The sequence below is a fragment of the Psychroserpens jangbogonensis genome (genome assembly GCF_000797465.1).
In the GTDB taxonomy this organism is placed as follows: Bacteria; Bacteroidota; Bacteroidia; order Flavobacteriales; family Flavobacteriaceae; genus Psychroserpens; species Psychroserpens jangbogonensis.
In genome coordinates this window covers 49,780-74,560 of sequence record NZ_JSWG01000011.1, presented here as the reverse complement: position 1 = coordinate 74,560, position 24,781 = coordinate 49,780, and the positions used below count along the sequence as shown (strand labels likewise).

Sequence of the window (24,781 nt, the reverse complement as noted above, 5' to 3'; positions counted from 1 at the left end):
TTTATACCGTAATTTTAATACATGAGACACCTACAGCTACTTGCTATTCTTTTTTTTACAACTGTAATTTGTTTTGCTCAAGATCCAACATCTGTAATGGGAACGGTTATCGATGTCTCTACAGATTTACCAATTGACCGAGTGAATATTGTTAATTTGAATCAAGTTATTGGTACTTCTACCAATGATCAAGGTGAGTTTGAAATAAAAGCAAGTGTTAATGACACACTTCATTTTTCGTATTTAGGTTATAAATCCATTAAAGTAAGAGTTACCAATGATTGGCTTAAGTTTGGCCAGACCAAAATAGGCATGACTGAGTTAGCTTTAGCTTTAGAAGAAGTTGTTGTTAATCAATTAAAACTTACGGGTTACTTAGCTGTAGATATTAAGCAAATACCTATAAAATCTAATTATAGATATAGTATTTCAGGATTATCAAACAAAGGCTATGAAGCTGGTGACCGAAGACCTAATGCTGTAAATAAAGTTTTAGGCGCTATTTTTAATCCTGCAGATTTCTTACATAATATGTTTGGTAAAAAGCCAAATGAATTACGTAAGCTCAAAAAGATGAAGCAAGACGATGAAATTAGAAAAAACCTAGCTTCACGTTTTGATAGAGAAATGCTTCTAGTCCTTTTGCAAGTTGATAAATATGATTTAGACGAAATCATAAATCAATGTAATTATTCAAAAGATTTTATAGAAACTGCTAATGATCTTCAAGTTCTAGATGCTATTAGTGAATGCTATGAAGAGTATAAAGTATTAAGTCGTAGTAAAAAATCAGGACGCTTCTAAAGTTTCCAGACCTATCATTTGTTTCGTAGTTTTTACAAAATATCCCAACCAAAAAAGAATACCCAAAAATTTAAAACCATCTTCAAGTAGTTTTGAGACATATGGTGTTGTGTTTGCCATCAAATTATCTATAAATAAAGATGACCCAAAGCTTATCATAGCCAATCCTAAGAGTATAAAATCTGTTTTAAAGATGAGTTTAAAATAACTTAAGAAATAGAACGACATCAATATTCCATAACATAAAAACACTACTTTTTGAAGTATTCCTAAAGATGGAAATAATATTTCATGAAACATGAATGCATCATCAAAACCTAGAAAAATTGTAATAAATGCTGAAGCCCAAATAAACGTCTTATGCTTTTTGTTAGAAATAAATTGCAAGCTGTAAAGACAAATTGCAGCAGTTGCTGACCACAGAAATATACCTATTTGAGATAGTATACCTGCATAAATAGGAAGTTTTCCAAGTACTGCTACATCATTCGTTAAAACTTCTATTGGTACATCATTAAAATAATGTAATCCTAATAATATCCCTAGCATTATTAACACAACAATAAAAATTAATCTAAATGTAAAGAGCAGTGATTTTAATTGTTTGAATAAAACACTCACTTTAATAAAATAACTAATTGAATCCAATCTATTAATCTATGATTGATTGACAAATTAATTCTCTTTAAATACCAAAATAATAGATTAGTAACACTTTATATGAGGCTTTGACAAGATATTACTTAAGTTTTATGATTACTGCGTTTGATAAAAACGTTCAATAATCTCATCATAACTTTTAATAGTTTTCTTACACCAATCTATTCGCTTTTCTTGTTTTTCGGCTTCAGTGAGTTGCCAATTCACATTGGATTGCTTAAGCTTAGTGGTAACATGTTGCAAAATAATTGCTGCTGAAACCGAAATATTCAAACTTTCAGTAAATCCAACCATAGGTATTTTTAAAAAACAATCTGCTTGATCTATAACCTCTTGTGACAAACCTTCTGTCTCTCTTCCGAAGAAAAAGCAAGATTTTTTTGTTACATCAAAATCATGAAGCATCGCATCTTTTTCATGAGGTGTGGTAGCTACAATTTGATACCCTTTTTCTTTTAAATCTGAAATAGTTTCTTTTACAGAATTGTAGCGATTTAAATCTACCCACTTTTGTGCTCCCATGGCTATTTCACGATCTATGTTTTTGCTATTTACTTCTTCGACAATATTTACTTCTTGAATACCAAACACATCACAACTGCGAATTACGGCACTTGTGTTATGCAATTGATAAACATCTTCTGTAGCAACAGTAAAATGTTTTGTGCGTTGTGACAATACATTTGTGAATCGCACCTTTCGTTTTTCTGTGAGGTAAGTTTCTAAATGTTCTAAAAGGTCTAGGTCAATCATACGCTAAAATTAGTAAATTTATACAATGAAATAAGCAAGTTAAAAGCTTTATCACTCAAGAGAATGATCAATAGCGAATAACATGTGTCAATAAAAAAACAATAAGCATACACACATGAAACATATAGTTGTACTTACAGGTGCTGGCATGAGTGCCGAAAGCGGATTAAAAACGTTTAGAGATGCCGACGGATTATGGGAAGGTCATGATGTTATGGAAGTTGCTACACCAGAAGGGTTTCATAAAAATCCAGAATTGGTTTTAGCGTTTTACAATCAGCGACGGAAACAGTTATTAGAAGTTGAACCAAATTCTGCACATAAAGACTTAGTAGAATTAGAACAATCATATAACGTCACTATCATAACACAAAATGTAGATGATCTTCATGAACGCGCTGGAAGCAGTCAAGTAATTCATCTACATGGTGAATTACTAAAAGTAAGGAGCACTGGAAACGAATTTGATATCCAATCTTGGACGAAAGATCTTATTCCTGGTGATATGTGTGACAAAGGTTATCAATTAAGACCGCATATTGTTTGGTTTGGTGAAGCGGTTCCAATGATTGATAAAGCAATGGAAATCTGTGCAACAGCAAATATCTTAGTAATTATTGGTACTTCAATGCAAGTCTATCCTGCAGCAAGTTTAATGCATTATGTTCCTGAAGGCACTCCAACTTTTTTTATTGATCCTAATCCTGCGATAGAAAGTAAAGGGCAATTAAAAGTGATTACTGAAACAGCTACAATGGGACTTAAAACACTTAAAGAATTGTTATAACGATTTGTAAGCAAATCGTTATAATTACTATTATCAGGCTAATCATTTTTACTAAGATTAAAAAAGTCATTAACTGGTTTACTAAACACATCTGAAAGTTTTAAAGCTAAAACAGTTGACGGTACATATCTATTGGCTTCAATAGAATTTATCGTTTGACGTGATACACCAATTTTTTTGGCTAAATCATCTTGAGTAAGACTCAAAATAGCACGTTCTACTTTTATAGTATTTTCCATTATCGCATACGCTTTAAAGTATGAAAACATAAGAGCTGTACCATTAGGATAAATAACAATAATTGAAAATCGCCTAAATCTTTATATACTTCTCCTCCTCCATGCACAATGGTAGACACACCTAAATCAACAAATGGCATAATTAAAGCATATAGAACACCAGCTATAAATGCGTAAGTATAAGATTGCATTCTTAATTTCACAACCATCTCGTCTTCATCTTTATCTCTTGCAATAGACATAAGTAACATTCCTATTAAGATTCCTTTTTGTAAAACTTCTTTTAATATTTCTTGATCACCATCTAAAGCAAATGCCCTAACAAACATCATGACAATTGAAGCTCCTACTATAACCATTCCTACTTTATAGAAATAGTATGGTAACCTAAAGTTGATTAATTTATTTAAACCCTTTCTCTCACATTCAACAAAACTATTTCGATCCATAATTGACAAGTATCTTTTATATTAAGTAAAATTATCTTTACTATATGACAAATATACTTTACATTTTAGAATTTTCCAAATAAAATCCATGTTTTCTAAAAACAGTGCTTTCAAAAACAAAAAATGAAATACTAATATTATGAGCTCTTCTGCCCTGTGAACTGTTGAGTTTTCAGTTTAAATAGCACATTAAATGTGGTTAAACTTCCGTAACTCCTTGTAATATATTGTTGAAGTTCTATTTTTTCTTGTTCATCAAGATTCTTGCTGGAGTTAATTTTCTGTTCCATAACTCGTAATCGATCTCTAACCATGGTAATCTTATGGAAAAACCCATCAATAGGAATTTCTTTACTCTGTAAACTAGTATCTGTTGGTTCTAAAATCAATTTTCCCCCTTTCCATTTATCTGCAATAGAAACAACTTCAGTTGCATCACTCCATTTTTTTAGAATTTGAACCAGACTACTCTCTACTTCATAAAAGCTGACCGTATCTACTTCGTCTTCCGCAGCTTCAATAACTTCAAATTCACTATCTAGCTCAATAGTTTCTAATCCGTTATCAATAAATGTAACCCAATAATGTTTTGACGTGACATTAGTGACAACACCTTTACCGTATTCTGAGTGATTTATTCTTGATCCTATACCTAATAATTTCATCTATTTAATTTATTGATTACTGCTCAACTAAAATATAAATTAATATGGAAACGAGCTTGCCATAATTACCTTAATTCGTTTTTAACCGAACCGAAAGTATAATAACATCAGATATTGGTCGATCCCATTTATCCTTTTTTACTTTGGCTATTGAATCTACAATATCTAATCCCTCAATAACTTGTCCGAAAACCGTATAATTTTGATCTAAATGAGGCGTCCCTCCTATTGTTTTATAAATCTCACGTTGTGTTTGCGGAATGCTATAAGTTTCAAAATCTGTAAAAGACTCAACCATAACATTAACACTGTCATTCAAAACCTTATACTTAGCTTCATCTTCTTCTGCCTTTTTTAAGGCTGTCCATAACGTTTCATTCGCTGGTTGGTTTAATAAATAATGTCTCGCTAACATTTTATTTATTCTAGAATCTGATACATCTAAAAGACTATCGTTATAGATTTTTCCTTGAACTATAAAAAATTGCATTGCACTAGAAACTCTTCCAAGTGTTTCTGATCTAGCCATAGATAAAGCGCCTTTTTTATGAAACAAATCTGGTCTAAATTCTGCATTAACCGAATACTTCAAATCTCCTTCACCCAAAAGAACACCAGATTTTGCATGTCGACTATCTGGATCACCACCTTGAATCATAAAACTTTCTATCACACGATGAAACAGCAAGCTATCGTATGCTTTGTCATTAACTAACTTTATAAAATTATCTCGATGTAAAGGGGTTTCATTGTAAAGTTCAAGAACCATTGTACCATAATTGGTCTTCATTTCAACTATTGTTCTATCTTCTGAAGTAGCCCCAGAATTATAACTTAAAAACAATAAGCTTAATACTATTACAAACGTAATTTTTAGATTCGTCTTCATTATTAATTTGATTTAATACAGTTTAGTTTTTTAAAAGCCATAAGCTTTTTTAGCGCTTTCTATTTGTTGTTCTTCTGTTGTTTCTGGATAAAGCAGACATTTAGGTGCAATGATGGTCTTTACTTCCTGAATACTAATTTTTGTAATGCTTGCAAACGGAAATAGTCCTCTAGTCATTTTGGTTAATTTCTGTTCCATTGCTGAGAATTCCGAATGTGCTTTACTAACGATTTCAGCTTTACCTTTAATTTGAAATCCTTTCTGAACGAGAATATCAATAAAACTCACACAAACATTAGAATTTTGTTTGATATTACGAACCGTTTGAGGTGATGCAATATTGGCTATAATAATACTTTCAGGTTCATAACAGTCAAAGATTTCTTTTGGTGAAACGTTTGGGATTTGATCTGAAGATACTGTCGCAAGCCAACACAAAACACTCTTATTAATATAGTCTTTGATGTCTTCTGTTAGATGCATGGTTTAGCTTTAGCAACTAAATTAATAAAAGAAAACGAACATCGTCTTAAAAACTTTGGCAGAATCCCTAATTTAACAAAACTCTAAATGATCCATATTTCGATTTTATTGCTAAATTAAGTACCTTTGCAACTTTGTGAGCAAAACTCACATTTTCAGGATTATTTATGAGCAAATTCCACGAATTCATCGAGGTCAAAGGTGCCAGAGTGCATAACTTAAAAAATATTGATGTTTCCATTCCACGTGAACAATTAGTTGTTATAACTGGTTTATCTGGAAGCGGAAAATCTTCTTTAGCCTTTGATACTATTTATGCCGAAGGTCAGCGTCGTTATATTGAAACGTTTTCTGCCTATGCTCGACAATTTTTGGGTGGTTTAGAACGTCCTGATGTAGATAAAATTGATGGCTTATCTCCTGTAATTGCAATTGAACAAAAAACAACAAGTAAATCACCTCGATCTACTGTTGGTACTATTACAGAAATTTATGATTTCTTACGTCTGCTCTATGCTCGCGCAAGTGACGCTTATAGTTATAATACTGGAGAAAAAATGGTAAGCTACAGTGATGAGCAAATAAAAGACCTTATCAAAGAGAGCTATAAAGGTAAACGCATTAATGTCCTCTCTCCTATTATTCGCTCTAGAAAAGGTCACTATCGTGAACTTTTTGAACAAATTGCAAAGCAAGGTTTTGTAAAAGTAAGAGCCGATGGTGACGTTCGTGATCTAGTAAAAGGAATGAAGCTCGATCGTTACAAAACGCATGAAATAGAAATCGTCATCGACAGACTTAAAATTGATGACACTGCAGATAATGATAAACGTCTTTCTGAAACTATAAATACTGCGATGTATCATGGTGACGACGTATTAATGATTCTCGATCACGATACGGAAGAGGTTCGTTATTTTAGTCGTAATCTCATGTGTCCTTCTTCTGGTATTTCATATCCAAATCCAGAACCTAATAACTTTTCATTCAACTCTCCAAAAGGTGCTTGCCAAACGTGTAACGGTATTGGAACTTTATACCAAGTCAACGAAAATAAAATTGTTCCTGATAATAGTTTGTCTATTAAGGCTGGTGCTTTAGCACCTCATGGTTCGGAAAAAAATAGTTGGATTTTTAAGCAATTTGAAACCATAGCACAGCGCTTTAATTTTAATTTGACTGATCCATTCAAAGGCATTCCTTCTGAAGCCAAACAAATGATTATGTATGGTGGAAACGATAAGTTTTCCGTAGAAAGTAAAACTTTAGGTGTAACTCGTGATTATAATATAGAATTTGAAGGTGTTGCCAATTTTATCGAAAGTCAGTATAAAAATGCTGAAACGACATCACTAAAACGTTGGGCAAAAGACTATATGGACAAAGTATCTTGTCCAACTTGCAAAGGATCTAGACTAAGAAAAGAGTCTTTATATTTTAAAGTTAACGGACTAAGTATTGCTGAACTTGCACAAAAAGACATTATTGATTTCTCTGCTTGGTTTGAAGATTTAGAAAACCACCTTTCAGAGAAACAGTTTAAAATTGCTGAAGAAATTATAAAAGAGATAAAAACAAGGTCTAAATTTTTATTAGATGTTGGTTTAGATTATTTATCACTTAATAGAAGTTCAAAATCACTATCAGGTGGAGAAGCGCAACGTATTAGGCTTGCCACTCAAATTGGCTCTCAGTTAGTTGGTGTTCTTTATATTTTAGACGAACCTAGTATTGGTTTACATCAACGTGATAATGAAAAATTAATAAACTCACTGGTCGCTCTTCGAGATATTGGAAATTCTGTTATTGTTGTTGAACATGATAAAGACATGATAGAACGTGCCGATTATGTTATTGATATTGGACCGAAGGCAGGAAAATATGGTGGAGAAATTATTAGCATCGGTTCTCCTGAAGAATTATTAACTCATGATACTTTAACAGCTGATTACCTTAACGGAACAAAAAAAATTCCTGTACCAAAGAAGCGACGCAAAGGAAATGGCAAAAAAATTGAACTTAAAGGGTGCACAGGTAACAATTTAAAGAATGTATCTGTAACGCTTCCTTTAGGAAAAATGATTGGAGTTACTGGTGTTTCAGGTAGTGGAAAATCAACACTTATTAATGAGACGCTTTACCCAATTATGAATGCGCATTATTTTAATGGTGTGAAAGTACCAATGCCTTACAAAAGCATTAAAGGTTTGGAGCATATTGATAAAGTGATTGATATAAACCAATCTCCTATTGGTAGAACTCCTAGAAGTAATCCTGCTACTTATACTGGAACTTTTAGCGAAATAAGAAGTTTGTTTGCAAAGATTCCTGAAGCTTTGATTCGTGGTTATAAACCTGGTCGATTTAGTTTCAATGTAAAAGGTGGTCGATGTGAAACCTGTCAAGGTGGTGGTTTACGTGTCATTGAAATGAATTTCCTTCCAGACGTATATGTCGAATGTGAAACTTGCCAAGGCAAACGATTCAATAGAGAAACCTTAGAGATTCGCTACAAAGGAAAATCGATTAGTGATGTATTGGACATGACTATGAATGACGCCGTTAACTTCTTTGAACACATTCCGAAAATTCATAAAAAATTAAAAACCATTGTAGATGTTGGTTTAGGATATATAACTCTTGGTCAGCAAAGCACAACACTTTCTGGAGGAGAAGCACAACGTATAAAACTCGCAACAGAACTCAGTAAAAGAGATACAGGAAATACCTTCTATATTCTTGATGAACCAACAACAGGATTACATTTTGAAGATATTAGAGTCCTAATGTTAGTTCTAATTAAGTTAGTTGATAAAGGCAATACGGTCTTAATCATTGAGCATAACTTAGATGTTATTAAAATGGCAGACTACATTATTGATATTGGTTACGAAGGCGGACAAGGTGGAGGAAACATAGTAGCCAAAGGAACTCCAGAAGAGATAATTAAAGATAAAAAGAGTTACACTGCTAAATTCTTGAAAAAAGAATTAAATTAGCCGGTTGACTTAAAATTAATAAGAATACAAATGAGAAAAGAACAAAATGTAAAAGGTTGGAATGAAATTAAAACCAACGACTCATGGGCCATTTTTAAAATTATGGGTGAATTCGTAAGTGGTTACGAAAAGCTTAGTAAAATTGGACCTTGTGTTTCTATTTTTGGATCTGCAAGAACAAAGCCAGATCACAAATATTATAAACTCACAGAACAAGTAGCAACAAGAATCGTAGAACATGGATATGGTGTCATTACAGGTGGTGGACCAGGAATCATGGAAGCTGGTAATAAAGGTGCCCATATTGCAGGAGGAACTTCTGTAGGTCTTAATATTGAATTGCCTTTTGAGCAACATGATAATCCGTATATTGATGCAGATAAAAGCTTAGATTTTGATTACTTTTTCGTTAGAAAAGTAATGTTTGTTAAGTATTCACAAGGATTCGTGGTTATGCCTGGAGGTTTTGGAACTTTAGACGAACTCTTTGAAGCTATGACTTTAATCCAAACTAATAAAATTGAAAAATTCCCTATCATCTTAGTTGGATCCGATTTTTGGGGAGGCTTAATGGATTGGGTAAAATCAACTTTGTTAGAAGAAAAAAATATTAGTCCGAAGGATTTAGACTTAATTCATGTGGTAGATACTGCAGATGAAGTTATAAGTATTTTAGATAGTTTCTATAAGGAATCTGGACTAAGTCCGAATTTCTAAAACAGACATTTGCTTTTTAATACAGCTATGAAAAAGAAAATATGTTTGGTATTGATGCTTTGCATCTTTGCATTTAAAGGATTGCATGCACAGGAGAATTTTAAATTAATGTTTTATAACGTTTTAAATTTCCCCTTAGAAGATGCAGTCCCTAATCGTTTACAATATTTAGAATTAGTTTTAGACGATTATAGACCAGATATATTTATGGTGTGTGAACTCAATAATATAAGTGGTGCAAATACCATAATGAGTACGTTGGAGTTTTTAAATCCAAATTACCAAAGTGCAACATTTGAATTGAATACTTCTGATGATAACCTTGGTAACCAAAATGATCTTCAGAATTTCATTTACTACGATAGTTCAAAGTTTATATTAGATAGCCAAAGTATTGTAACGAGTATTTTTAGGGATTTCAATCATTATAGAATGAAAATCAATTCACTTGAAGTTGATACAAATCCTGTGTTTATTGATTTTATCGTTTGTCATTTAAAAGCATCTAGTGGAACAGAAAATCAAGCACTTCGTTTTCAAATGGTTGAAGATTTAATTGCATATCTCGACACTTTACCTTCAGATAGCAATGTGGTTCTAGCTGGAGACTTCAATGTATATACGAGTTCTGAAGCTGCATTTCAAGAACTCATAGATTCTGACAACAACAATAATATTGATTTTATAGATCCTGCGGACCAAATTGGAAGCTGGCATAACAACACAAATTATATTGATGTGATGACGCAATCTACCAGAACACAAACTGGTTTTGGCGGAGCGACAGGAGGGTTTGATGATCGATTTGATTTTATCATGACCTCAGAAAACATGGAGACAAATCCTGAAATTAAATTTGTAGAAAACACATATAAAGTCTTTGGAAATAACGCCAATGTACAATGCTATAATCAAGCTATCAACTCATCAGATTGTTCTGGTGCTGATTATTCATCATTTATAAGAAATGCGTTACACAATTTTAGTGATCATCTTCCAGTTACACTAGAATTACAGACTAATCAAACTTTATCCTTAAAAGAGTTCACAACCATAACTGCAATTCAATTCGCAGGTTCTAATGTTATTAGCGATGTGTTAAGACTAAAACTGAATCCCTTAGCTCAATTAAAAACGCTGACTATTAACAATAGTTTAGGGCAAGTTATTAAAACAATTAATGTTAAAAATTCGTTATATATAGAAGAAAACATGTCATCTATGGCAAATGGTATATATTACATCACAACACAAGAATTTCAAGATAAACCATTAAAATTCATTATAGCACATTGAAATTAAAACAATCCCTTTTTATTGCATTTAGTTTGTGCTTGTATACTGTTGGTTTTGGTCAAAATTCTATTGATCTAAAAGCTGATTTTGATATAGAGAACAAGACCATTCACATACAACAAAAGATTATTTATCATAACACGAGTGACGACGCCTTAAATGTCATTTATCTTAATGATTGGAATAATGCTTATTCAACAAAAAAAACACCTTTAGCAAAACGTTTTGAAGAAGAATTTAGCCTTAAGGTACATCTTGCAAAGAGTGAGCAACGTGGCTATACCACAATCACTACTTTGAAAGACAACACAGGTGACAACTTAAATTTTAGTAATTTAGTAGAACATCCAGATATCGTAAAAGTAGAACTAAACTCATCGCTTTTACCGAATCAAAAATATGAGCTCAACTTAACCTATAATTTAGTATTGCCTGACGACACCTTTACTGGTTATGGTATTAGCGAAAACAAAGAGTTAAGTTTAAAATATTGGTACCTTACTCCTGCCGTTTACGATGACAAATGGCAGATATATAGTAACAAAAATCTAGATGACCTTTATACTCCAAAAGCAAACCTCAATTTTGAAATTAAATTTCCTTTAGGATATACGTTTATTTCTGAATTGAACACTAGTGATATACAACAGACAAACAACGAACAAATCATAAAATTATACGGAGAGAACAGAGTTAATACTACATTTGTATTGGTTAGATTTTCTGAGTTTAAATATGTTCAAACTGATGATTTTAATATCGTTTCAGATATAAATAGTAAAGACATTCCTGGAGAAGAAAAAGCTCTAATTACAGACAAAATAACACGTTATATTACCAAAAACCTTGGGGATTATCCTCACGAGCGATTATTGATTACAAAGAGTGATTATAAAAAAGATCCTTTGTATGGCTTAAATCAACTACCTGATTTTATTAGGCCTTTTCCTGATAGTTTTCAATATGAACTAAAATTATTAAAAACTGCGCTTAAAAATTACTTAGATAACACGCTTTTAGTCAACCCAAGAAAAGATTATTGGATTAAAGAAGGGATTCAGATTTATTACTTAATGAAGTATATTGAAGAGTTTTATCCTGACACCAAAATGATTGGTACACTAGCAAGTGTTTGGGGAATTAGATCGTTTCATGCTGCAGATTTAAAATACAATGACCAGTTTGTTATGTTCTATATGCAAATGGCTAGAACGAACAGAGATCAACCATTGACAACTTCAAAAGATTCTCTCTTAAAATTCAATTCAAATATTGCTAGTAAATACAAAGCTGGTGTTGGTTTACGATATTTAGATGATTTTGTAAATGGCAATACTATTGAATCTACTATTAGTCAATTCCTTTCAGATGAAAAACTAGAAATTACATCATCAAAAGAATTCGAAAATCTACTTAAGAAAAACACAGACAAAGATGTCGATTGGTTTTTTACCGATTATATCAATTCTCGAAAAAAGATTGATTTCAAAATTAAAGATGTCAAAGCTACTGAAGATTCTATAACACTAACGATAAGAAACAAAAGAGATAATAGTGTACCAGTGTCATTATTTACTCTTGATAATGATTCTATTATTACCAAAACTTGGATAGAAAACATAAACGAAAGTAAAACCCTTACCATTCCAAGAGAAGGAAACACAAAGTTTGCTTTAAACTACGATAATACAATTCCTGAGTTTAATCTTAGAGATAATTATAAGTCTTTAAATAGTAATTTTTTAAATAATAAACCTCTTCAGTTTAGACTTATTCAAGATGTTGAAGATCCATATTACAATCAGATTTTCATGATGCCGTTAGTAGAGTTTGAAAACATCTATGATGGATTAACACTTGGTGGTAAATTTTACAATAAAACATTACTTAAAAAACGACTTAATTATAAAATATCACCACAATACGCTTTAAATTCAAAATCAATAACTGGTAGTGGTTCTGTTCGATACACACACAATATCGAGAATAGAAACCTATATGGAATTAATTATGGGATAAGCGCTAGCTATTCATCTTTTGCAGAAGAAGCCTTTGTAACAAGAATTTCACCAAGTGTCTCCTTCAGTTTTAGGGATGACAATGATTTTAGATCAGATGAATTCAAAAATTTAAATTTCAGATTCCTTTCGATTAGAAGAGATGTGGGAGATGATACTGTATTTGAAGTTGATAATGATATTATTGATGAACCAGACTACAGCGTATTTAATATAAGATACGTTTCTGGAAAACCTGGTATTATCAATTTCAAAAGATGGTTTTACGATTTTCAACTTGCTGAACGCTTCGGAAAAATATCAGTTAACTACGAATACAGAAAACTATCTGAAAAAAACAGACAATTCAATATTCGTTTTTTCGCTGGAACATTTTTATATAATAAAACAGATTCTCAATCAGACTATTTCAGTTTTGCTTTAGATCGTCCAACAGATTACCTTTTTGATTATAACTATTTAGGACGTTCAGAATCTTCAGGAATTTTCAGTCAGCAAATTATTATTGCAGAAGGTGGATTTAAATCCATGTTAGAAACACCATTTGCAAACCGATGGATGACTACAGTAAATGCAAGTACAACAATTTGGAGGTACGTTGAAGCTTATGGAGATATTGGTTTAGTCAAAAACAGAAGCGAGAATCCAAACTTTGTGTACGATTCCGGAATTCGTTTGAATTTGATAACCGATTATTTTGAAATTTACTTTCCGATATATTCAAGTTTAGGCTGGGAAGTTGGACAGCCAAATTATGAAGAGCGTATACGCTTCTTATTTACATTAGATCCTGGAAGACTTTTAGGCTTATTTAGACGTAAATGGTTTTAGAAAATTCTTAACTTAACCCTAATTTTTTTGCCCAAATCAAGAATTTCGCAAAAATTATGGTCTTTTTGTGATAATTTATCAAATATATAACAATTTCTAAGGTTGTAAAACATAGAAACTTTAGTTAAATTTGCAACATATAACAAAAGGCTATGCAAACCAATTCTGATACTAAAACTGATTTAACTTTTGAGGACTTCAAAACTGAAGTCTTAAACGACTATAAAATTGCTATTACCAGCAGAGAATGTAGTTTGTTAGGTCGACGTGAAGTATTAACAGGAAAAGCTAAATTTGGTATTTTCGGTGACGGAAAAGAAATTCCTCAGCTCGCTTGGGCAAAGGTCTTTAAAAATGGTGATTTCAGATCTGGATATTATAGAGACCAAACCTTTATGATGGCTATTGGTGAATTAACGATCGAACAGTTCTTTTCTGGTTTATATGCCAATACAGATATCACACAGGAGCCAATGTCAGCTGGTCGTCAAATGGGTGGCCATTTTGGGACTCATAGTCTTGATGAAAATGGTAACTGGAAAAACTTAACAGAACAAAAAAATTCTAGCGCAGACATCTCTCCTACTGGTGGTCAGATGCCAAGACTTTTAGGTTTAGCACAAGCATCTAAAATTTATAGAAATGTAGATGGTATAGATACTACTAATTTCTCAAAAAACGGAAATGAAATTGCTTGGGGAACTATCGGTAATGCAAGTACAAGTGAAGGTTTGTTTTTTGAAACCATAAATGCTGCAGGTGTATTACAAGTACCTATGGTGATTAATATTTGGGATGATGAATATGGTATTTCGGTACATGCGAGACACCAAACTACGAAAGAGAATATTTCAGAAATCCTAAAGGGTTTCCAACGAGATGAAGATAATAAAGGTTACGAAATATTAAAAGTTAACGGTTGGGATTATCCAGCGTTAATAGAAACATATCAAAAAGCAGAATACATTGCTAGAGAAGAACATGTTCCAGTAATGATACATGTTCTTGAATTAACTCAACCTCAAGGACATTCTACTTCTGGTTCTCACGAGCGTTATAAAAGTAAAGAACGTTTAGAATGGGAAGCAGAGTTTGATTGCATTGATCAAATGTGCAAATGGATGATCAGCAATAACATTGCTACACAAGATGAGCTTGATTCAATAAACAAAACCATCAAAAAGAATGTTCGCGATGGTAAAAAAGCCGCTTGGAATTCGTACTTAGAACCAATAAAATCAGAGCACCAAGAGGCTAACATATTATTAACAGCGTTAGCTGAATCAAGCAGCAATAAAGTATTTATTAAAAAAATTGTTGATCAACTAAAAAATATAGACGAACCAGCAAGAAGAGACATTGCTTCTTCAGTAAGAAAGGCATTACGCTATGTTGTTTCTGAAGAATCAATCGAAAAAGATAGTGTTCAGACTTGGATTAATGCCTATATGGAAACGGTTCAACCTAAATACAGTTCACATCTATATAGTACTTCAAAAAATGCTGCAACAAACATTAAAGAAGTATTACCAACCTACAGTGATAATTCAGAACAGGTTGACGGACGACTAATTCTAAGAGAAAATTTTGACGCTATTTTTAATAACTATCCAGAAGCGCTAGTTTTTGGTGAAGATGCTGGAAATATTGGTGATGTTAATCAAGGATTAGAAGGTCTTCAAGAAAAGTATGGCGAACTTAGAGTTGCTGATGCAGGAATTAGAGAAGCTACAATTATCGGACAAGGAATTGGTATGGCAATGCGTGGTTTAAGACCAATTGCTGAAATACAATACTTAGATTATATTTTGTACGCATTACAAATCATGAGTGATGATTTGGCAACGCTTCATTATAGAACTAAAGGAAGACAAAAAGCGCCTTTAATTGTTAGAACTCGTGGACACAGACTAGAAGGTATTTGGCATTCTGGTTCTCAATTAGGAGGAGTTATAAATCTTATAAGAGGAATTCATGTTTTGGTTCCAAGAAATATGACCAAAGCTGCAGGTTTCTACAATACGCTTTTAGAGAGTGATGAACCTGCTCTAATCATAGAATGTTTAAATGGTTACCGTTTAAAAGAAACATTACCAAATAATATTGGTCAGTTTAAAACACCTCTTGGAGTTGTTGAAACTGTGAAAGAAGGAACAGATATTACCTTAGTGTCTTATGGTTCTACACTTAGAATTGTTGAGCAAACTGCGAAAGAACTCATTGAAGTTGGTATTGATGTTGAAATCATTGATGTACAATCGTTGTTACCTTTTGATCTCAATCATGATATTGTGAAGAGTGTAGCAAAAACAAATCGTCTTATGGTTATTGACGAAGATGTTCCTGGTGGAGCTTCAGCGTATATTTTAAATGAAATTATAAACACACAAAACGCTTTTCAATATCTCGATTGTCAGCCTAAAACATTAGCAGCACAACCACATCGACCAGCTTATGGTACAGATGGAGATTATTTTTCAAAACCATCAGCAGAAGATATTTTTGAAGCTGTTTATGATGTTATGCACGAAGCTAATCCTAGTGATTATCCGAAATTAAGATAACTTACTATAATATCGATTACAATCTCAAAACCTTCCAATAAATTGGAAGGTTTTTTTATGATATCATTTTTTTAAATGACAAAAGTCATGAAATATTTCTACCTTATTTCATAATTTTAATACTCACATAGAAATTTTCAATTTATGCTTACAGAAGACCTTCTCAATTCATTTAAATCCAATACAGATTTAAAAGAGTATTTAAACTCTAACAAAGCTGAACATCCTAATTATGAATTAGCTTTAGAAAAACACCAATATGAACAGGAATTACTTCCTATTCAGGCCGAGCTTGTAGATTTTCAGCGTTGGGTTCAAAAAGAAAACAAAAAAATAGCCATTATTTTTGAAGGGAGAGATGCTTCGGGTAAAGGAGGAACAATAAAAAGATTCAAAGAACACCTCAATCCAAGAGCCATGCGAGTTGTAGCCTTAAACAAGCCTACAGAAGTAGAAAAAAATCAGTGGTATTTCAATCGGTACATTAAAGAACTTCCCAATGCTGGAGAGATTGTTTTTTTTGACAGAAGTTGGTACAATAGAGCTGTTGTAGAACCTGTTATGGGTTTTTGCACAAAACAACAATACAATCGGTTTATGATTCAGGTTCCTGAATTTGAACATATGCTATACGAATCTGGAACAACCATAATTAAATTTTGGTTTTCAGTCTCTAAAGAAGAACAACAACGTCGCTTTGAAAAACGATTAAAAAACCCACTTAAAAAATGGAAATTTAGTCCTGTCGATGAAAAAGGTCAAGAGCTTTGGGATGATTTTACAATTCATAAGAATCAAATGTTCTCTCGCACACATAATTCATTCTCACCTTGGGTTGTCATTAAATCAAATGATAAAAAACAAGCCAGACTAGAGAGTATCAAATATGTCTTAAGTCTCTTTGACTATGACAACAAAGGCAATAGTTGCAAAGCATTATTACCTGACCCTAACGTAGTTCAGCGTTATTTTAGAAATACAATTCAACTTGACCAATAGATTTAATATTATGACTGAAAAAGATTTACTAACGTTAAATTCAAAAAAAGGTCTTGAAGCATTGCTGCGTCAAAACCATATAGATATCAAAAAAGCGATTCAAAATGTGACGTATGAAAAACGTCTTGAAAAGCTTCAAGAAGAAATGCTAATTCTTCAGCAGTGGGTTGCGAGTAACAATAAGAAAGTTGTAGTGCTTTTTGAAGGACGCGATGCTGCAGGAAAAGGTGGCGCAATAAGACGAATTATTCAGCACTTACCTCCTCGGGCAATTCGAGTTGAAGCCTTACCAAAACCTAATGAAACAGAAATGGGACAATGGTATTTTCAGCGTTATATTAATCGTTTACCCAATAATGGAGAAATCGTGTTTTTTGATAGAAGCTGGTATAACAGAGCTGTTGTAGAACCTGTAAATGACTTTTGTACTAAAACTGAATATGATATTTTTATGGGTCAAGTCAATGAGTTTGAAAAAATGATTCAAGATTCAGGTATCTATTTGCTAAAACTATATTTCTCTATATCCAAAAAGGAACAAGAACATCGTTTTAAAGATATCATAAGCTCCACAATTAAAAAATGGAAATATAGTGACGTAGACAAAAGAGCCTTGTCTCTTTGGGATGAATACACTCGTTATAAAGAAACCATGTTTGAGAAAACTCAATTACATGCGCCTTGGAAAGTCATTAAAGCAAATAGAAAGACAAGTGCTAGAATTACAGCTTTTGAATGTATCTTAAAAGAAATCCCGTATGAAGTAAAGGATTTAGAGACCATAAGACATAAAACATTGCGGTCAATTCTAAATGATTAGTACAGTAGATTCCTAAGTGAAAGTGATCGACTTAATTCATTGACAGAAAAAAATTGCTATTATAACTTAAAAATCCATCACACTTGTGATGGATTTTTTATATTTATAGGAAACAGACCAACTATGCTTTCAAAACCGGACAAACAGAAATTAAGAGGCTCTATCTTTAGACATCTTGATGGAATTGCGACAGCGACATCTGCTCATGCTCTTCACAAAAAAGGCGTATTGACCTATTTGTTAGAACAAAAACAAGTCACTTTGGATGCATTGACTTCAGAGTTTAATGCTAATGATGGCTATCTCAATGTCGCTTTACGGATTTTATCTTCGCAAGGTTGGTTAATTCAGCATTTAGATAATAAAAGTAATACGGTGTCTTATGAAACTAATGACTTAAGTGCTCACGCATTTCAATTGGTTCCTCATTACGAAGACGCTGTGAATTTATTAAAATACACCGTTAAGTTATCTAACGAACCCATCGGAATTGATGCATTTAATGCCTTAGAAAAGGTCTTCAAATCTTTTGAAGCTAACTATGGCATGGACGTTTCTGATGAGGCGTCAGTAGAATATCAAGTCTTAAAACATATTGAAGGTGCTATCATCGCTCCTATTATTGTGCGATTAGGTATGAATGGGTTGTTTCATAAGTATTTCATGGAAGCCTCTTTTACGGCCGAAGAATATCACAAGAATCCAGAGAGTTTTAAAAGAATTTTAAATTTCTTTTCGCATTTAGGATGGTTCACTAAAAAGAAAAATACATATCAATTTACTAATGAAGGTTTGTTTTTTGCTAAACGTGCTAGTGCATATGGAGTAACGGTTTCTTATTTACCAACATTTATTCATTTGGACGATTTAATCTTTGGAAATTCAAATGTTTTAAAAACTGATTCTCCAGATGAAACTGAAAAACATGTACATCGTGAAATGAATGTATGGGGAAGTGGTGGTGCACATTCTACCTATTTTAAAGTTATTGATCAGGTCATCATAAAATTATTCAATAAACCAATTGAAGACCAGCCAAAAGGAATTCTAGATATGGGTTGCGGCAATGGTGCATTTATTCAACACATTTTTGATGTGATAGAGTACCAAACAAAACGTGGCAAAATGCTTGACAACCATCCATTATTGTTGGTTGGAGCTGATTTTAATCAGGCAGCTTTAAAGGTCACTAGAGGGAATTTGATAAAAGCAGATATTTGGGCCAAAGTCATTTGGGGAGATATTGGAAGACCAGATATTTTAGCTCAAGATTTAAAAGAAGATTATAATATAGAACTTAAAGATTTGCTTAACGTTCGTACCTTTTTAGATCATAATCGTATTTGGGAAGCTCCTCAAACAGAAACCAATAGAGTTAGTGATTCTTCTGGAGCTTATGCGAGTCTAGGGAAACGTTTAAGTAATAATTTAGTTGAAGACTCATTATTAGAACATTTAACCAAATGGAAGCCTTATGTAGAACGTTTTGGATTGCTAATGATAGAATTACATACGGTTAGTCCAACATTAGTTGCACAAAATATTGGGCAAACAGCAGCAACAGCATACGATGCTACTCATGGCTATAGTGATCAATACATCTTAGAAGTTGATGTATTCAATAAGGTAGCTCAAGAAGCAGGCTTACATCCAGATCCAAATTATTTTTCAAGATTTCCAAATAGCGACTTAGCAACAGTAAGTGTAAACCTTTTAAAAGGTCATTAAATTCATGGATCAACAAAACACATTAATTACAAGAGATTGGTTAGCCATAGAGCGTACAAAACTTGCCAACGAGCGAACCTTTTTGGCTTACTTTAGAACATTCATAGTATTTTTAGGTACAGGGTTAACGGTTCTTAAAATTGAATTCTTTTCAGAATTAAAAGCCTTCGGAATTGCATTGTTAATTATATCACCAATCATCCTTATAATTGGTGTCATTCGACTTATTAGAGTAAAACAAACCATTAGAAAACATTATAAAATTTGAAAGCAGTTTCTGTAGTTACCATAAAAAAAGAGTTACAACATCGTTCTACTGACGACCTTATGCAACTCTGTTTAAGACTCTCAAAATTTAAGAAAGAGAATAAAGAGCTCCTCACCTATTTATTATTTGAAGCTCATGATGAATCTGGCTATATAGAAACTGTAAAAACGGAGATAGACGAACAATTTGAAGTGATAAATATCAATAGTTATTTTTATATTAAAAAGAGCGTTCGAAAGATTTTACGGAACATTAAAAAGTATGCCCGATATTCATTAAAGAAGGAAACTGAAGCGGAACTTCTTCTCTATTTTTGTACGAAGCTTAAAGTTTTTAAGCCTACCATTAGAAACAATACTACATTAATCAATATCTACAACAGGCAACTGGCTTTAGCAGAAAAACTTGTGTCCGGATTACATGAAGATTTACAGTACGATTTTGGTTTAGAGATTGAAGAATTAGGGTATTTATAAATAGATATAATGAACAACGAACGATAAAAATTATGACAACAAAAGAAATTTTATCTGAGCTTGAAAAATACGGAAATGAGCAAACCAAAAGTACGTACATAAAACATGGAGCTATAGAGCCACTATTTGGAGTTAAAGTTCAGGACCTAAAAAAGATTCTAAAAAAAACTAAGAAGAATCACGAGCTCTCTTTAGAATTATATGCAACGGGAAACTATGATGCGATGTACTTGGCTGGTTTAATGGCCGATGAAAAGCAAATCACCAAGGAACAACTTGAATTATGGGTAGACCAAGCTTACTGGTCCTATTTGAGTGAGTACGCTGTGCCCTGGATTGCCGCTGAAACAGAACATGGCTTTGAATTGGGCCTAAAATGGATTCAATCGGATAAAGAGACTGTTGCTTCTGCTGGATGGGGAACATTGGCTTATTATGCAGCAGTAAATGAAGATGAAAAACTGGATACCATTGCTTACACTAAATTACTTGACACAGTAGAAAAAGATATTCATAATGCCAAAAACAGGGTACGTTATACCATGAATGGTTTTGTGATTGCTGTTGGTACTTATGTGGAAGAATTGACTAAAAAGTCAAAAGAAGTAGCAAAAAAAATAGGAAAAGTCACCGTGGACGTTGGAGGAACTGCTTGTAAAGTACCGCTCGCAATTGACTATATAGATAAGGTTATCACCAAAGGGAGAATTGGTGTAAAGCGTAAAACAGCAAGATGTTAAAAGCGACTACCTTCTCAGAAATTTCAGAATTCTTTAAAACTGAATACCCATTAAATCAGCATGGATTAGAAGAACTATTCTCTTTATTTAAAATAGAAGATTATAAAAAGGGTAGTTTATTACTCCAAGCAGAGACTAAAGAGAAACAACTTCGGTTTCTCAATAAAGGAATAGTAAGAGAGTATTATTCAAATGAAGAAAAAGAAATGAATATTAATTTTTACGTAAAACCACAGTTCATTTCTGATTTATTGACATTTAGTCAAAATTCTAAAACCAATAAAAATCAAGAGTGTCTTTCTTCTGTAGAAATTTTGAGCATTGAAAGGCAGCCTTTTTTTGATTTATTAAAAAAATATCAATGCGGTAAGTCCTTTATTGATTCGTCATTTCAAAAGTTGTTAAAACGAAAAGAAATGCTAGAATATAACCGGATTACAAAAACACCTGACGAGTTATATAAAGAACTATTTATCTATAGACCTGAATGGTTACAGTCAATTCCTCAATACCATATTGCATCATACTTAAATGTTACTGCCGAAACTTTAAGTCGAATTCGAAAGCGGATTTCTTGATTTGAATCAATGAAAATGTTTGCTTTTTGTTAGATTTTTGTATTAAATATAAAATGATTCAAAATGTTGAAAATTCATCATATAAGAAATGCAACTATGATTCTGGAAACGGAACATGAGGTAATACTAATCGATCCAATGCTTGGAGGACAAGGGATTATGCCAACTTTTACACTTTTTAGGCATAAAGCAAGGAAGAATCCAACAGTTCCCATGCCCAACAATGTAAAACCAATACTAGATAAAGTAACTCATTGTTTGATAACACATCAACATCCAGATCATATTGACAATAAAGGTGTTGAATTTTTAATTCAAAAAAACATCCCTGTTACTTGCAGCATTAAGGATGAAAAAGCATTTAAGAAGAAAGGATTAAATGTTGTTCAAACATTAAAATACTGGGAAGAACAATCCTTTTTAGGGGGAACAATTGAAGGAATTCCAGCTAGACATGGTTACGGATTTGTCGCGAAACCAATGGGAAATGTAATTGGCTTCTACTTAAAACTACCAAATCAAAAATCAATTTATCTAAGTTCCGATACAATTTATACAGATTCAGTCGATAAAGTTTTAAAGAACTATAAACCAGAGATTAGTGTTTTAGCTTGTGGTGCTGCTCAGTTTGATTTGTTTAAACAGCTTATTATGAATGTTGAAGATATTCTAACATTTGTGAAAAACTCGTCAGGAAAAGTCATTGCAAATCATATGGAATCTATAAACCATTGTCCATTAACTAGAACAGAACTAAAAGAAATATTGACAAATAAGCAATTAGCAAATAAAGTTTTGATTCCAGAAGATGGTGAAATAATGGAAATTAGTTAACAGATATGTAGTCTCATTTACGAATAATCATTATCACATGGTATCCAATTAAACCAATTCTATTATTACTAGTCTAAGTTGGAACAATTCCACTACTAACTGATTAATTATGATAAAACGATTTAAGCCAACTAGCTACCTCCTATTAATATGTCTGATAGTGTTTTTTGGGTGCAATAAAACTGAAACTACAAATCTAGATGATGAGACAATTACTCCTTCTTCACCAAATATTTTATTCATTTTAGCTGACGACATGGGAAAAGATGCTACCAACGGTTTTTCTGAAGGTAACTTAAAACCTAATATGCCAAATATTGATAATTTTACAAATTCTGGAATAACCTTCAGTAATTGCTGGGTTTATTCTACATGTTCTCCAACAAGAGCGTCAATACTTACTGGAAAATATGGATATCGAACTGGTGTTAAGTGGGCTAATGATGAATTAAATAATTCAGAAACTATATTACAAAAGTATATTAAGCAACAAACTAATGATTCTTATTCGACAGCAGTTATAGGCAAATGGCATCTTTCTGGAAACGGATTGAATCAAATGAATCCTGAAACTTTTGGTATGGATTATTATGCTGGTCTAGTTGGTGGAGGTGTTCAGAGTTACTATCAATGGCCACTTTTAAATAATGATCAGCAAACGACTGAAACAGATTACATAACTGAAAAGTTTACAGATTTATCAATAGATTGGATAGATTCACAAGACAAACCTTGGTTTTTATGGTTAGCCTATACTGCACCACATACTCCTTTTCATGCACCTCCTGCTGAAATGCATTCTCAAGGAAATCTACCAGATTATGTTGATGGGATGGAACCTTTACCATACTATTTAGCTGCTATTGAAGCCATGGATTTTCAAATTGGACGTTTGCTTGACAACATTCCAGAAAATGAAAGAAATAATACTATTATAATATTTGTAGGTGACAATGGTACTCCCAATCAAGTGGCACAATTACCGTACTCTAGCACTACTGCAAAAGGATCATTATATCAAGGTGGCATTAATACACCTTTAATTGTTTCAGGAGCAAATGTTGGAAGATTTGGTGTCACAGATGACAATTTAATAACAAGTACAGACCTATTTGCAACGATTGCTGAGCTATCAGGAATTACTGTTCCATCTATAAACGATAGTAAAAGTTTTAAATCCCTATTATCAGCAACTAATACACATCGCAATTTTCAATACTCAGAAAAAGATGATGGCACTACTGAGAGCTGGGTTTTGAGTAACGGTCAATTTAAATTATTTACTGATTCAAATGGTAATCAAGAAATGTATGATTTAGATATCGATCCTTATGAATCGAATAATTTATTAGATGGAGTTTTAAATTCTTCACAACAAGAATCAAAGGAAGCATTAGAAAGTGAATTAATTCAAATTAGAAACTAATAGTTGTGAAGACAAGGTTTATTATCTATTGAAAGGGTTTCATCTAATCGAAAAACTCTTCAGATTTCCCACTGGTTCGTTTTCTTTTACTAATTTAGACCTAGCCAATAAAACACATAAACGAAGCAAAAATTCACTAACACATTGGCTATAATAAGTCACTTGAGGTTTTAATGAAAGAACAAATCAAAAAATATTTTAATAGGTATGTCGTTTTCAATGACTCCGAAATTGATTTATTTTATTCTAAATTAAAAACTAAAACATTTCAAAAAAAAGAATTCCTCTTAAATGAACACTCGGTATGCAGATACAATTACTTTATTTTAAAAGGAGTCGTTCGCTCCTATTATATAGATACTAAAGGAAATGAAAAAATCACCCAATTTGCAATCGATAATTGGTGGGTAACAAATATGGAAAGTTTTATAAAAAAAACACCATCTAGCCAATATCTACAAGCCCTTGAGGAAACTGAAGTTCTTTATCTTTCAAAAGAAACTTTAGAAGAATTGTATATTGAAAACCCAAAGTTCGAACGATTATTTAGAATTATTACTGAAAATATGCTAATTGCTAATCTTCGAAAAAACGATGTTTTTCTTCAAATGAAAAGTAAAGATCGGTATACCGATTTTGTAAAAAAAACTACCTGATTTTATTCAACGAGTTCCTCAATACATGATTGCGTCTTACCTCGAAATTACTCCTGAATATTTAAGCGAGTTAAGAAGACACACTAAATAATTTCTTTTCTT

Annotated in this window: 24 protein-coding genes; 17 read left to right on the top strand and 7 right to left on the bottom strand. The window is 32.4% G+C overall.

The window, feature by feature from the left end:
* Nucleotides 1-21 precede the first annotated feature (21 nt).
* Complete coding sequence (locus tag RH81_RS11555) at nucleotides 22-804, top strand: carboxypeptidase-like regulatory domain-containing protein (RefSeq protein ID WP_033960501.1); 783 nt, start codon at nucleotides 22-24, stop codon at nucleotides 802-804.
* Here RH81_RS11555 and RH81_RS11550 read toward each other — a convergent pair.
* Complete coding sequence (locus tag RH81_RS11550) at nucleotides 790-1,353, bottom strand: hypothetical protein (protein WP_152604828.1); 564 nt, start codon at nucleotides 1,351-1,353, stop codon at nucleotides 790-792. The two genes, RH81_RS11555 and RH81_RS11550, sit on opposite strands and share 15 nt — an antisense overlap.
* A gap of 207 nt (nucleotides 1,354-1,560) precedes the next feature.
* On the bottom strand, nucleotides 1,561-2,217 hold the full coding sequence (locus tag RH81_RS11545) for a TrmH family RNA methyltransferase (protein ID WP_033960500.1): 657 nt from the start codon (nucleotides 2,215-2,217) through the stop codon (nucleotides 1,561-1,563).
* A gap of 115 nt (nucleotides 2,218-2,332) precedes the next feature.
* Here RH81_RS11545 and RH81_RS11540 point away from each other — a divergent pair, with 115 nt between their 5' ends.
* Nucleotides 2,333-3,004: an SIR2 family NAD-dependent protein deacylase gene (locus RH81_RS11540; protein ID WP_033960498.1), complete on the top strand. Its 672-nt coding sequence runs from the start codon at nucleotides 2,333-2,335 to the stop codon at nucleotides 3,002-3,004.
* Nucleotides 3,005-3,042: 38 nt separating this feature from the next.
* Here RH81_RS11540 and RH81_RS11535 read toward each other — a convergent pair whose 3' ends face one another.
* The 5 genes from RH81_RS11535 to RH81_RS11515 form a co-directional block, all read right to left on the bottom strand.
* Nucleotides 3,043-3,243, bottom strand: coding sequence for a helix-turn-helix transcriptional regulator (locus RH81_RS11535; protein WP_033960497.1), 201 nt, complete (start codon nucleotides 3,241-3,243; stop codon nucleotides 3,043-3,045).
* Nucleotides 3,243-3,692, bottom strand: coding sequence for a hypothetical protein (locus tag RH81_RS11530; RefSeq protein WP_033960495.1), 450 nt, complete (start codon nucleotides 3,690-3,692; stop codon nucleotides 3,243-3,245). The genes RH81_RS11535 and RH81_RS11530 overlap by 1 nt, the downstream gene beginning before the upstream one ends.
* Before the next feature lie 137 nt (nucleotides 3,693-3,829).
* Entirely contained in the window at nucleotides 3,830-4,357 is a 528-nt protein-coding gene (locus RH81_RS11525; protein WP_033960494.1) for a hypothetical protein, read from the bottom strand.
* Nucleotides 4,358-4,427: 70 nt separating this feature from the next.
* Entirely contained in the window at nucleotides 4,428-5,246 is an 819-nt protein-coding gene (locus tag RH81_RS11520; protein WP_052172538.1) for a peptidylprolyl isomerase, read from the bottom strand.
* Nucleotides 5,247-5,276: 30 nt separating this feature from the next.
* Nucleotides 5,277-5,729 (bottom strand): pyridoxamine 5'-phosphate oxidase family protein, encoded by a 453-nt coding sequence (locus RH81_RS11515; RefSeq protein WP_033960492.1) that lies wholly within the window; start codon nucleotides 5,727-5,729, stop codon nucleotides 5,277-5,279.
* Nucleotides 5,730-5,896: 167 nt separating this feature from the next.
* On the opposite strand from RH81_RS11515, the gene uvrA reads away from it, so the two are divergent.
* The 15 genes from uvrA (at nucleotide 5,897) to RH81_RS11440 (ending at nucleotide 24,679) form a co-directional block, all read left to right on the top strand.
* Complete coding sequence (gene uvrA / locus RH81_RS11510; protein WP_033960490.1) at nucleotides 5,897-8,728, top strand: excinuclease ABC subunit UvrA; 2,832 nt, start codon at nucleotides 5,897-5,899, stop codon at nucleotides 8,726-8,728.
* A 30-nt stretch (nucleotides 8,729-8,758) separates the two neighbouring features.
* The gene (locus tag RH81_RS11505; protein WP_033960489.1) at nucleotides 8,759-9,445 is read left to right on the top strand and encodes an LOG family protein; all 687 of its coding nucleotides are present in this window, start codon (nucleotides 8,759-8,761) and stop codon (nucleotides 9,443-9,445) included.
* Nucleotides 9,446-9,472: 27 nt separating this feature from the next.
* Nucleotides 9,473-10,741 (top strand): endonuclease/exonuclease/phosphatase family protein, encoded by a 1,269-nt coding sequence (locus RH81_RS11500; RefSeq protein WP_033960488.1) that lies wholly within the window; start codon nucleotides 9,473-9,475, stop codon nucleotides 10,739-10,741.
* A complete protein-coding gene (locus tag RH81_RS11495) occupies nucleotides 10,738-13,590 on the top strand; it encodes a gluzincin family metallopeptidase (RefSeq protein WP_033960487.1) in 2,853 nt (950 codons plus the stop codon). Before RH81_RS11500 ends, RH81_RS11495 begins: the two co-directional genes overlap by 4 nt.
* 152 nt (nucleotides 13,591-13,742) lie before the next feature.
* On the top strand, nucleotides 13,743-16,154 hold the full coding sequence (locus RH81_RS11490; RefSeq protein ID WP_033960486.1) for an alpha-ketoacid dehydrogenase subunit alpha/beta: 2,412 nt from the start codon (nucleotides 13,743-13,745) through the stop codon (nucleotides 16,152-16,154).
* Between the two features lie 144 nt (nucleotides 16,155-16,298).
* Nucleotides 16,299-17,153 (top strand): polyphosphate kinase 2, encoded by an 855-nt coding sequence (ppk2, locus tag RH81_RS11485; RefSeq protein ID WP_033960485.1) that lies wholly within the window; start codon nucleotides 16,299-16,301, stop codon nucleotides 17,151-17,153.
* Nucleotides 17,154-17,163: 10 nt separating this feature from the next.
* Entirely contained in the window at nucleotides 17,164-17,973 is an 810-nt protein-coding gene (ppk2, locus tag RH81_RS11480; RefSeq protein WP_033960484.1) for a polyphosphate kinase 2, read from the top strand.
* A gap of 123 nt (nucleotides 17,974-18,096) precedes the next feature.
* Entirely contained in the window at nucleotides 18,097-19,701 is a 1,605-nt protein-coding gene (locus RH81_RS11475; RefSeq protein ID WP_033960483.1) for a class I SAM-dependent methyltransferase, read from the top strand.
* 4 nt (nucleotides 19,702-19,705) lie between these two features.
* Nucleotides 19,706-19,969 carry a DUF202 domain-containing protein gene (locus RH81_RS11470; protein ID WP_033960482.1) on the top strand — a complete coding sequence of 88 codons (264 nt, stop codon included), beginning with the start codon at nucleotides 19,706-19,708 and terminating at the stop codon, nucleotides 19,967-19,969.
* Entirely contained in the window at nucleotides 19,966-20,445 is a 480-nt protein-coding gene (locus RH81_RS11465) for a hypothetical protein (protein ID WP_033960481.1), read from the top strand. Before RH81_RS11470 ends, RH81_RS11465 begins: the two co-directional genes overlap by 4 nt.
* Nucleotides 20,446-20,477: 32 nt before the next feature.
* Complete coding sequence (locus tag RH81_RS11460) at nucleotides 20,478-21,185, top strand: DNA alkylation repair protein (RefSeq protein WP_033960480.1); 708 nt, start codon at nucleotides 20,478-20,480, stop codon at nucleotides 21,183-21,185.
* The gene (locus RH81_RS11455) at nucleotides 21,179-21,763 is read left to right on the top strand and encodes a Crp/Fnr family transcriptional regulator (RefSeq protein WP_033960479.1); all 585 of its coding nucleotides are present in this window, start codon (nucleotides 21,179-21,181) and stop codon (nucleotides 21,761-21,763) included. Before RH81_RS11460 ends, RH81_RS11455 begins: the two co-directional genes overlap by 7 nt.
* A gap of 63 nt (nucleotides 21,764-21,826) precedes the next feature.
* Nucleotides 21,827-22,597, top strand: a complete 771-nt coding sequence (locus RH81_RS11450) for an MBL fold metallo-hydrolase (protein WP_081988301.1) — start codon at nucleotides 21,827-21,829, stop codon at nucleotides 22,595-22,597.
* Nucleotides 22,598-22,706: 109 nt separating this feature from the next.
* A complete protein-coding gene (locus RH81_RS11445; protein ID WP_033960478.1) occupies nucleotides 22,707-24,023 on the top strand; it encodes a sulfatase-like hydrolase/transferase in 1,317 nt (438 codons plus the stop codon).
* A gap of 173 nt (nucleotides 24,024-24,196) precedes the next feature.
* Entirely contained in the window at nucleotides 24,197-24,679 is a 483-nt protein-coding gene (locus tag RH81_RS11440; protein WP_052172537.1) for a Crp/Fnr family transcriptional regulator, read from the top strand.
* The last annotated feature ends 102 nt before the right edge of the window (nucleotides 24,680-24,781 follow it).

Bases quoted from the DNA above. Each gene is read 5' to 3' on its own strand.
- RH81_RS11555 (WP_033960501.1), top strand. From the start codon at position 22: ATGAGACACCTACAGCTACTTGCTATTCTTTTTTTTACAACTGTAATT.
- RH81_RS11550 (WP_152604828.1), bottom strand. From the start codon at position 1,353: ATGCTAGGGATATTATTAGGATTACATTATTTTAATGATGTACCAATA.
- RH81_RS11545 (WP_033960500.1), bottom strand. From the start codon at position 2,217: ATGATTGACCTAGACCTTTTAGAACATTTAGAAACTTACCTCACAGAA.
- RH81_RS11540 (WP_033960498.1), top strand. From the start codon at position 2,333: ATGAAACATATAGTTGTACTTACAGGTGCTGGCATGAGTGCCGAAAGC.
- RH81_RS11535 (WP_033960497.1), bottom strand. From the start codon at position 3,243: ATGGAAAATACTATAAAAGTAGAACGTGCTATTTTGAGTCTTACTCAA.
- RH81_RS11530 (WP_033960495.1), bottom strand. From the start codon at position 3,692: ATGGATCGAAATAGTTTTGTTGAATGTGAGAGAAAGGGTTTAAATAAA.
- RH81_RS11525 (WP_033960494.1), bottom strand. From the start codon at position 4,357: ATGAAATTATTAGGTATAGGATCAAGAATAAATCACTCAGAATACGGT.
- RH81_RS11520 (WP_052172538.1), bottom strand. From the start codon at position 5,246: ATGAAGACGAATCTAAAAATTACGTTTGTAATAGTATTAAGCTTATTG.
- RH81_RS11515 (WP_033960492.1), bottom strand. From the start codon at position 5,729: ATGCATCTAACAGAAGACATCAAAGACTATATTAATAAGAGTGTTTTG.
- uvrA (WP_033960490.1), top strand. From the start codon at position 5,897: ATGAGCAAATTCCACGAATTCATCGAGGTCAAAGGTGCCAGAGTGCAT.
- RH81_RS11505 (WP_033960489.1), top strand. From the start codon at position 8,759: ATGAGAAAAGAACAAAATGTAAAAGGTTGGAATGAAATTAAAACCAAC.
- RH81_RS11500 (WP_033960488.1), top strand. From the start codon at position 9,473: ATGAAAAAGAAAATATGTTTGGTATTGATGCTTTGCATCTTTGCATTT.
- RH81_RS11490 (WP_033960486.1), top strand. From the start codon at position 13,743: ATGCAAACCAATTCTGATACTAAAACTGATTTAACTTTTGAGGACTTC.
- ppk2 (WP_033960485.1), top strand. From the start codon at position 16,299: ATGCTTACAGAAGACCTTCTCAATTCATTTAAATCCAATACAGATTTA.
- ppk2 (WP_033960484.1), top strand. From the start codon at position 17,164: ATGACTGAAAAAGATTTACTAACGTTAAATTCAAAAAAAGGTCTTGAA.
- RH81_RS11475 (WP_033960483.1), top strand. From the start codon at position 18,097: ATGCTTTCAAAACCGGACAAACAGAAATTAAGAGGCTCTATCTTTAGA.
- RH81_RS11470 (WP_033960482.1), top strand. From the start codon at position 19,706: ATGGATCAACAAAACACATTAATTACAAGAGATTGGTTAGCCATAGAG.
- RH81_RS11460 (WP_033960480.1), top strand. From the start codon at position 20,478: ATGACAACAAAAGAAATTTTATCTGAGCTTGAAAAATACGGAAATGAG.
- RH81_RS11455 (WP_033960479.1), top strand. From the start codon at position 21,179: ATGTTAAAAGCGACTACCTTCTCAGAAATTTCAGAATTCTTTAAAACT.
- RH81_RS11450 (WP_081988301.1), top strand. From the start codon at position 21,827: ATGTTGAAAATTCATCATATAAGAAATGCAACTATGATTCTGGAAACG.
- RH81_RS11445 (WP_033960478.1), top strand. From the start codon at position 22,707: ATGATAAAACGATTTAAGCCAACTAGCTACCTCCTATTAATATGTCTG.
- RH81_RS11440 (WP_052172537.1), top strand. From the start codon at position 24,197: ATGAAAGAACAAATCAAAAAATATTTTAATAGGTATGTCGTTTTCAAT.